Source organism: Nocardia noduli (genome assembly GCF_019038455.1).
Lineage (GTDB): Bacteria > Actinomycetota > Actinomycetes > Mycobacteriales > Mycobacteriaceae > Nocardia > Nocardia noduli.
Window position 1 is genome coordinate 168,753 of sequence record NZ_JAFMPL010000005.1, and the last position, 7,479, is coordinate 176,231.

At 67.6% G+C, this 7,479-nt stretch carries 9 protein-coding genes; all 9 read left to right on the forward strand.

Going from position 1 to position 7,479, the window contains the following annotated elements:
- Nucleotides 1-691 precede the first annotated feature (691 nt).
- Nucleotides 692-1,525, forward strand: a complete 834-nt coding sequence (locus JZ792_RS05985; protein WP_216907653.1) for a class I SAM-dependent methyltransferase — start codon at nucleotides 692-694, stop codon at nucleotides 1,523-1,525.
- Between the two features lie 49 nt (nucleotides 1,526-1,574).
- Nucleotides 1,575-2,147: a hypothetical protein gene (locus JZ792_RS05990; protein ID WP_216907655.1), complete on the forward strand. Its 573-nt coding sequence runs from the start codon at nucleotides 1,575-1,577 to the stop codon at nucleotides 2,145-2,147.
- Between the two features lie 196 nt (nucleotides 2,148-2,343).
- The gene (locus JZ792_RS05995; RefSeq protein ID WP_216907657.1) at nucleotides 2,344-2,628 is read left to right on the forward strand and encodes a hypothetical protein; all 285 of its coding nucleotides are present in this window, start codon (nucleotides 2,344-2,346) and stop codon (nucleotides 2,626-2,628) included.
- Nucleotides 2,629-2,792: 164 nt separating this feature from the next.
- Nucleotides 2,793-4,031 (forward strand): hypothetical protein, encoded by a 1,239-nt coding sequence (locus JZ792_RS06000; protein ID WP_216907659.1) that lies wholly within the window; start codon nucleotides 2,793-2,795, stop codon nucleotides 4,029-4,031.
- A gap of 74 nt (nucleotides 4,032-4,105) precedes the next feature.
- Nucleotides 4,106-4,324 (forward strand): hypothetical protein, encoded by a 219-nt coding sequence (locus tag JZ792_RS06005; RefSeq protein WP_216907661.1) that lies wholly within the window; start codon nucleotides 4,106-4,108, stop codon nucleotides 4,322-4,324.
- A 109-nt stretch (nucleotides 4,325-4,433) separates the two neighbouring features.
- Nucleotides 4,434-4,745: a hypothetical protein gene (locus JZ792_RS06010; protein WP_216907663.1), complete on the forward strand. Its 312-nt coding sequence runs from the start codon at nucleotides 4,434-4,436 to the stop codon at nucleotides 4,743-4,745.
- A gap of 103 nt (nucleotides 4,746-4,848) precedes the next feature.
- A complete protein-coding gene (locus JZ792_RS06015; protein WP_216907665.1) occupies nucleotides 4,849-6,705 on the forward strand; it encodes a ParB/RepB/Spo0J family partition protein in 1,857 nt (618 codons plus the stop codon).
- A gap of 96 nt (nucleotides 6,706-6,801) precedes the next feature.
- Nucleotides 6,802-7,134: a hypothetical protein gene (locus JZ792_RS06020; RefSeq protein WP_216907667.1), complete on the forward strand. Its 333-nt coding sequence runs from the start codon at nucleotides 6,802-6,804 to the stop codon at nucleotides 7,132-7,134.
- A partial coding sequence (locus JZ792_RS06025; RefSeq protein ID WP_216907669.1) for a bifunctional DNA primase/polymerase occupies nucleotides 7,131-7,479 on the forward strand: 349 nt, incomplete at its 3' end. The genes JZ792_RS06020 and JZ792_RS06025, both read left to right, overlap by 4 nt.

Genomic DNA, 7,479 nt, shown 5'->3' on the forward strand with positions numbered 1-7,479 from the left:
CCGCGCTTGGACCGAAATCCCAAGCAAAGCAGGAGAACTGGGCAGCGAACCGGCCGACACCCGCAGCCGGTCCACTGCCGAGAACTCTACGGGGACTCCGCCATCCGACCGACCGCGCAACCATCGACCATCCCCCTCGCACCCCCTTGGCAACCGGCACCTCGCTAGCGGTCGATGTGCGAGGCATCGAAATAGTTGTCGAATCGACCGTTGTCAAACGGACATAACGCCTAGCCGCCGAGTAAGCAGAGCTCACATATGCCACCGGAAGGCTCAGAACCGAATCTCAAGCGAATCCGGAGCGAATCTCAAGCGGATCCCGCCGACACCCCGAGTTGCACGGACCACACGCCAACAACGCTGCCCATAGCGACAGAACAACATTCGTGAGACTCATCACTCTTTTGGCAAATGTCTGGTCACCCAGGCGAAATCGGACGCATCGACATCGCCCTTCGGACCGCTGCCCGAGGCTCTGCTCCGGACCGGATCCGGTCGCGAATTCGGGCACCGCCGCTCGTGGGTCCGGTTCCGCTTCCCACCATCATCCTTTCGTCGCATCCGACTAGCACCGCACACCCACGCAGCTGAAACCCGCGCGACACCAACTGTTTTCCGCATCCCATCCCCTTTTCACCGTCCCCCAGTGCCCGGGGTGCGGTGTCTTTCCTGTGTTCGGAGGTCGATCGTCATGGGCAGACTCACTCGCGCCGAGGCCGGCGCGCATCGCGAAGCGCTCGGGTTGGCCGGTCTACGCCGGGACCTGGACGAAGAGGAGAAGCACTTCGTGCTGACCCACTTCCAGGAATCGGCGAACGAGAATCGCCTTCCCGGTGGCGCGTTCTTCACCCCGAACGATCTCGCGGACTGTATGTCGCTGGATGTGGTCGGTAACCGGGTGATCGATCTGTGTGCCGGGATCGGCGCGCTGGCTTTCGCCTGCCGCAACCCCTCAGAGCAGGCCAACGGGCGACCGGCGCGCGAAATCGTCTGTGTGGAAGCTGATCCCGCATTCGTGGCGGTCGGGATGAAGCTGGTTCCCGAGGCCACCTGGGTCTGCGCCGATGTGTTCGATGTCGGGCGCTACCGGTGGCGGTTGTTCGATACCGCGATCGCCAACCCGCCTTTCGGCAACCATCCTCGCACCGGCAACGCCCCCGGATACCTCGGATCCAAATTCGAATATCACGTGATCGCTTTGGCTTCCCACCTTGCCCGTCACGGCGTTTTCCTGGTCCCACAGAGTTCAGCGCCCTTCAAGTACAGCGGGGGCCAGGCGATGCGCGACGGGCAAGGCGACGCCGAGTACAAGCGCTTCTCCTCCGGCACCGGCATCACCCTCGAACCCGGATGCAGTGTCGATACCGCCTTCCACGACCCGTACTGGCATCAGCGACCGCCCCGGACCGAGATCGTCACCACCGAATTCGGTGACAGCGCCCTCGCCCGTCGCCGCCGCGCCCGCACCCGGCCACCCGCCGCAGTGGAGACAGCGGCGTGGGACCGGACTGCTCACGCCAGCTGAACACACCCACCCTTCTTCGCGCGTCGACCGATAGGAGTTCGGATTCGTCATGCCCACACCAGGTTTCAGCCTCTCGACCAATACCAATACCGCCGAATACGGGGCCTCCTACACCCTGTTCCGCACCGACGAGGCACCGTTGACCGGGACGGTGTTCACCGACATGGGCGAACACACCGTCCTGGTCGACGGGATCCCCGCGCGCCGGTCGATGGTGATCGTGCGGTTTTTCGGTCTGCGCGCCCACGGTGAGGCGTTGGGCAATCCGCGGGTGCTGGCCCGGTTCACACCCGGTGACCCGGGGCGTGGGGCCGCGGCGGCGGTGTGTCTGGGTGAGCCCGGACGCTTGGTGCTCGACCTCGGGTACCCGCTCGACACCGTCGATGCGGATCTGCGGGAGTTGGTGTGCGACACCGTTATCGAGATCGCCGCCGAATTCCTGACCGACGAACGCGCCGCCCACCACCGCCACCACCGTGCCGATCTACGCCGCCAGGAAATCGCCGCCGAACTGGGAACCCTTGACGTGCGCCAGCAGCGCGGCTTCCGACGCCTGGCGGCGGCGCGCGCCGACACCGACGCCGCCTGGGCGCTCGTGCAGGCCCTGCGCCAACAAACCTGACCAGCCCCGCGCCCGATCCAATCGCAGTCACCTGGAGGAGTTTCGATGACGCTCGATACCGACCCGGCACTCACCCCCACGGTGCTCGAAGACCTGCGTGCGGTGTTGGCGTACGCGGAGATCGGCGAGGAGCGCGACTACGACGAATGCGACCTGCACGATCGAGCCCATCACATCCTGCACCCGATCCGGCGGGTTGTCCGCGTGGCTCGAGGGCGCGCCGGAACCGACACCGTCTTTCGCTTACATCCAGCAGGGCGGGGCCAGCACCGAGTACTACCTGCACGCCTTCGATACCGCCGCCGAAGCCGAAACCGGCCGTCTGGACTGCGGCCACGACGTAGGAGGCGGCTTCAACACCACTGCGGTGGTGGCGATACCCGCGCTCACCAGCGAACAACTCGACGCCATCGAACACCTCATTCAACAGCTCGACAACCTGCACCGCGCCGACGACCACGGTCCCGCCCCGAACGCCTGACGCGTCCGAATACACCCCTTGCACCCGGGCGATCCGGCGCCCGAGCATCCGCGCACTCGGTGCCACGAACCAACCGAGCACAGCACCCCCTGTTCACGCGACACCCACCCCCGCCCGGTGGGTGTCGTGTCGTATCCGTCTGTCCGAGAAAGGATCTACACCTCATGTCGATCGCTTCGTGTGTGCGTCACGCCGAACTGGGTGACCTCGTCGGTCTGCTCAACGATCAGCAGGCCGCCAAACTCGATGTTCTGGCCCCCGCTTCCGCGCTGCGCGCCTCCGACGGGTTGTTGCAGCTCACGGGGGTGGAACCGGTCTTCGACGACCGCGGCGTCACGACCGTGGACGGCCTGTATCAGCCGACCGGTGCGGCGGATTCGCATCTGGGATCCAAGCTCAAGATCCCCGCCGGATACCTGCGCTCGTTGCGTGAGTCCCAGCGCACCGATCTCTACGACGCCAACATCAACGGCCTGCTCCACGGCCCGACCGATCCGCGCCTGCCCGGCGGCCCCGACGAACGCTCGTTCCTGCTCAGGTTGTTCACCTCCGGCCACCCGGATCAGCCGGGGGTGTTGCGGGCGGTGCTCTCGGACCGTTACGGGATCATCGACAACCTCGACGTGCTCACCGCCGTCCTGGACGGCATCCGCCTCGCCGACACCGAGGTCACGGTGCGCTCGTGTGACCTGTCGGAATCCTCCATGCACTGCAAGGTGTACTCCCCCAAGATCCGCGCACTGGCCCCGACCTTTCTCGAGAACTATCGGACCCCGTTCGCCAACCCCGAACTCGAAGCCGAACGCCACCGCGTCGCCGGACAGATCGACACCGGCCGCCGCCTGGCCGCCCGCGAGAACCGCGGCTACCGGCCCGGGGCCGAACCGGTGGTGTTCGCCGGGTTGCGGTTCTCCAACAGCGAGATCGGCCACCACGCCGTCACGTTGAAACCGGAACTGATGGTGCAGATCTGCGGCAACGGCCTCACGTTGCCGTTGTTCGCGTTCACCAAACGCCACGTCGGTGACCGCCTCGAAATCGGCGGCACCCGTGCCTGGTCGCAGGACACCCAACGCAAACGGCTCGCGGTGATCACCGCCGAGACCCGCGACAAAGTCTCGGAGTGGATGTCACCTGAGTTCCTGACCGCGCGGGTCGCGGAGTTGGAACGCCACGCCGGGACCCCGGTCACCCAACCCGAACGCACCCTCGAAGTCATGAGCAAGAAACTCGGGTTCACCGAGGACGAACGCACCGGGATCCTGTCGCACTTCATCGCCGGTGGCCAGCTCACCGCCGCCGGGATCGCCAACGCGGTCACCAGCTACTCCCAGACCATTCCCGACCCCGACCGCGCCGACAACCTCGACGACCTCGCCCTCACCGCGATGACCCTCGTCTGACCGTCCCCCGGAAGGTCGCTCTCCCGCACGAAATCCCCGCCCCTGTCCCTGCCGTTTTCGAAGGAGTTGTGCCCATGACCGAAACCGTTGTTCTGACCCGTCCCGAATTCGACACCGCCGAGCACTTCGGTGCCGCCGGTCCGGTAACAGCGCTGGGCGCCGACACCGTGGCGCGCTGGCGCGAGCAGTTCCCGGACTGGAAAGCCAAGCACTGGGGCTACACCGAACCCGCGGCACCGCACGGGGCCCGGCACCTGCGCCCGATCAACGTCGCCCCGCGCCCCAAGAAGTAGCGCTGCGGCCACGACATCGCGGTTGCCCCGGCCTCCCGGCTACGGGCGACCGCGATGTCGTTTTTTCGCGCCGACCAGAACCTCTTCGGCCCCTGGAAGGGCATTGCCCATGACGAAGAAGAAGCGAGAACTGCGACTGCCCGCGGGGTTCGACGCTGTCGAGGAGATCCTCGGCCTCGACGCCGAAGGCTGTGTCGTCATCAGGTTCTGCACCGTTTACAAGATGGTGCTGACACCGTGCTGTCACGCCAGCGGCAAGGGCAGCGCCTATTCGGTCACCGGGGTGGTGTGCCGCGCCTGCTACCGCGACGTGGACGACAAACACGGCGGCATCGACAGCGAGATCGCCATCGCCCGCCACGACCTGGACATCGTCCTCGACAACGAACCCCCGGACCTCACCAAACCCGACAGCGGGTAGCCGCGGCCCGACTCCACCCATCGAAGTCCCCTCCCCCGAGGCAGGGACCGACCAGTCCAAAGCTGGCCGGTCCCTGCCTCTTTCACGATAGGAGCCCATCTCGATGCCCACCGACACCGACACACCCACCACCGACACCGATATCGGCGACGTGACCGACGCCGTCGACGCCACGCCCGATCCCGACACCGATCCCGACATCGCTGTCGCCGACAGCGGCGACGATCCGGATAGCCTCGATACGTTGTGCACGGGGCCGACGGTGAATCCCGCGTTGCTCGAGATCGATGAGAACGTGCGCAAGACCTTCCAGCTCCAGGACCACCCGGATGTCACCGACTCCATCCGCGAACACGGTGTGCGCGACCCGATCCTGGTGATCCGGATGCCCGACGGCCGTCTGGTCGTGCGTGACGGGCAGGTCCGCACCCTGACCGCGCTGGCCTTCGAAATCCCCGAGGTCCCGGTCTACATCCGCGATTTCGACCCGAGCGTGGACGCGAGCGAGGCCGAGATCGAGCGCATCTTCGAGCAGATCACCCTCAACGATCGCCGTATCCCGCTCACCAACGGCGACCGCGCTGCCGGGATCACCCAGGCCCTGGATCTCGGTGCGTCGGTCACCCGCGTGGCCAAGGCGTTGCAGACCAAACGCGAGGAGGTCAAACTCGTCGGCAAGGTCGGTTCCTCGGCCACCGCGCGCGGGCTGATCGACGACGACCAGTACGACCTGGCCCACGCCGCGGTCATCGCCGACTACGAGAGCGTCGGCGACCTCGACGCCGTGCGCCGGTTGCTCAACGTGCGCAGTAGCGTGTTCCAGTTCGAAGCCAACCGGATCGCCGCCGACCGGTCCGAACAACGCGCCTACCTCGCCGACGCGCTGCCCTACGCGCAGGCTGGGCTCGGGATCCTCACCGATTACCCCGACCTCTACGACAGCGACGCCGAGTTGTTCTGCGCGGCTGAGCTGGTCGACGGTGACGGCAACGCCATCGAGCTCGCCCACATCGCCGCGCATCCCGGGCCGTGGCTGGTGTGGCTCGACCTCGACCAGGACCAGGTGTGGGTCGAGATCGACAGCGGCCATCTCGTCGACCCCGACACCGTGGACTGGGACACCCGCGACCGGCCCGACGCCGAACCCGCCGAAGGGTTGCGCCACGCCCGCGAGGTCGAACAGCGCGACCAGGTGCTGCCCGAGTTCTTCCTGCGCCGCGACCTCCTCGCCGAGACCGGGTTACGCGAACGCCCCGAACCCACCGACACCGAGATCAGCGACGGCGACCACAGCGACGATCCGGGCGGTGCGGACGATGGCCACGAGGGCGGGGCCGTCGACGAGGAACAGGTCGCGGCCGAACGGCGCGCTGCGGCCGAGGCCGCGGAGCGGGCGGCGGAGTTCGATCGGGCCGCGCGGCGGCGGGTGCGTGAGCTCAACAAGCTCGGTGTGGCCGCGAAGGCGACCCGGGTCGAGTTCGTGACCCGACTGCTGGCGCGGCGGACCCCGCCGACGCAGGCCGCGGTGTTCCTGACCCGGTCGATGCTGGCCGACCCGGGGCTGATCAGCGAGTACCACGCCTTCGACTCCGCGATGAAACTGCTCGCCCTCACTGGCTACCAGTCCCGCCACGCCGTGCTCGACACCCTCGACGCCACCAAACCCGCCCGCGCCCAGGTCATCGCCCTGGCGCTGGTGCTGGGTGGCTACGAGCACCGCACCGACAAGGACCTGTGGCGCTACGTCGATTCCGGCGCACGCCGCTACCTGGAGTTCCTGCGCGAACTCGGCTACACCCTCGTCCCGGTCGAACTCGCCGCCCTCGGCGAACTCAAGGCCATCGACATCGACATCGACAACCCCACCGACACCGACGCGGCACCCGCCGACACCGACACGGCCTCGGCCGACGCCGACCGGGCCGATGCCGCCGAGCAGGACCTGCCCGAAGCGGCCTGACCGGCCCGCCACACCCCGGCTCCCGGTGCGCCCGAAACCCCTCGGGCGCACCGGGACAACGTCGCGGCTCTCGCGGCATTCCCCAAGGAGTCACCTGTGCGTACCCCCGACGAACCCGCCATCGACACCCTGGCCCGCACCGACACCGGATACCAGGCCCGCAGCCTGTGCCTGGTCGACCATCAGCCCGCCGACATCATTCTGATCGTCGACAGCGCGGGTGGCTTCCGTGCCACCGTACGGGTGTTCGACCAGATGAGTCTGTCCTGGCATCTGCTCCTGCGCGCCGATCATCTCGACTACCCGCGGTTGCCCACCGACCCCGACCATCACCGCACCCTCGAAGCCGTGCGCGAGCGGATGCGGGACCTGCACGCCACCGCGGGGTGGATCGCCCGCACCGCCCGCCTCAACGGATCCCGCTGGTGACCACCCCAATCGCCGAGGACCTGGACCTGCACGCGGAAAGTCGGGACCTGCGGGCGGTGGCCCTCGACCTCGCCACGCGCGGGTGGCCGGTGTTCCCCGTCCGGCCCGGCGCGAAGAAACCACCGGTGTTCAAACGCTGGCCCGACCACGCCAGCACCGACCCCGCCCGCATCCACCACTGGTGGGGCCAGGACCCGGCCCGCAACGTCGCGATCGCGACCGGCCCGGCCGGGCTGTGCGTGATCGACCTCGACCCCCGCCACATGAACCCGCCCGCCACCGGATTCACCGACGCCCTCACCCGGCTGCCCCACCCGGTACCGATCACGTGGACGGTGAGCACAC

Excerpts from the sequence above, each read along its gene's own strand:
- JZ792_RS05985 (WP_216907653.1), top strand. The coding sequence starts at position 692 with ATGGGCAGACTCACTCGCGCCGAGGCCGGCGCGCATCGCGAAGCGCTC.
- JZ792_RS05990 (WP_216907655.1), top strand. The coding sequence starts at position 1,575 with ATGCCCACACCAGGTTTCAGCCTCTCGACCAATACCAATACCGCCGAA.
- JZ792_RS06000 (WP_216907659.1), top strand. The coding sequence starts at position 2,793 with ATGTCGATCGCTTCGTGTGTGCGTCACGCCGAACTGGGTGACCTCGTC.
- JZ792_RS06005 (WP_216907661.1), top strand. The coding sequence starts at position 4,106 with ATGACCGAAACCGTTGTTCTGACCCGTCCCGAATTCGACACCGCCGAG.
- JZ792_RS06010 (WP_216907663.1), top strand. The coding sequence starts at position 4,434 with ATGACGAAGAAGAAGCGAGAACTGCGACTGCCCGCGGGGTTCGACGCT.
- JZ792_RS06015 (WP_216907665.1), top strand. The coding sequence starts at position 4,849 with ATGCCCACCGACACCGACACACCCACCACCGACACCGATATCGGCGAC.